General features: G+C 72.0%; 1 protein-coding gene. It reads left to right on the top strand.

The features are described from left to right. A partial coding sequence (locus ACFFIA_RS22250; RefSeq protein ID WP_512700720.1) for a PLL family lectin occupies positions 1-1150 on the top strand: 1150 nt, incomplete at both ends.

Genomic DNA, 1150 nt, shown 5'->3' on the forward strand with positions numbered 1-1150 from the left:
CGCGTACATCTCCCCCGGCAACGAAGCCATCGCCGTCACCTCCACCGCCGTCAACGTATTCCGAAGCCTGCACGTCGACGGACCACTGCTGTGGGCGATCCACAACCTCACCGCCCGGTACAGCGCCGCCGGCCGCACGCCCGAATCAGCCGGACTCGGCACCGAGGCCGCCGGCATCCTCGCGAACGCGACCGGCGACCAACTCCGTGGGATGGCCGAGAACGCCGTCTACATCGGCGCGTACATCTCCCCCGGCGACGAAGCCATCGCCGTCACCTCCACCGCCGTCAACGTGTTCCGAAGCCTGCACGTCGACGGACCACTGCTGTGGGCGATCCACAACCTCACCGCCCGGTACAGCCAGGCAGGGCGTTCGGAACAGTCGGCGGGCCTGGGCACCGAGGCCGCCGCAGTTCTCGCCTCGACCGCCGCCAGCGGCGACGAGCGGCGCGGAATGGCGGAGAACGTCATGTACGTCGCTGCGTACGGCACCGACGCCGAGCGGGTTCCCACCGGGACCGCGGGCCGGGACGCCCTGGCCGCGCTGTTCCAGGCCGACCCGTTGAACGCCGTGACCGCGGCGAAGTACGGCTGGGCGGAGGAGCTGCTGCGGCAGTGGCGGCAGCAGGCCGGTCTCGAACCGCAGGCGTCCCCCGGCGTACCAGGGCCCGCCGGCCCCGCCCCGGCCGTCGTCGACCCGGACCTGCGCCGGCACTTCGACGACGGGACACCCGTGTCCGCCCTGTCCCGCAACCCGGACCAGATGGACGTGTTCGCCGTCGGCCGCGACGGGACGGTGCAGTCGGCCTGGTGGAACGGCCAGTGGCGGGAACGTTTCCGGGTGGGCACCGCAACGTTCCCGGCGGCGAGCCCGATCGGCGTCGTGTCCCGCAGCCCCGACTTCATGGACCTGTTCACCGTCGGGCTCGACGGCGGCGTGTGGAACGCCTGGTGGCACGGCGAGTGGCACGACTGGTACCGGCTCGGCGATGTCACCCTGCCGGACCGGACCCCGATCGCCACCCTGGCCCGCAGCGCGGACTACCAGGACATCTTCGCCGTCGGGCACGACGGCCGGGTCTGGTCGAACTGGTGGCACGGCGAATGGCACCCCTGGTTCACCATCGGCGACGTCACCCTCCCAGCCCGG

This window comes from Phytohabitans kaempferiae (assembly GCF_042433955.1).
Lineage (GTDB): Bacteria > Actinomycetota > Actinomycetes > Mycobacteriales > Micromonosporaceae > Phytohabitans > Phytohabitans kaempferiae.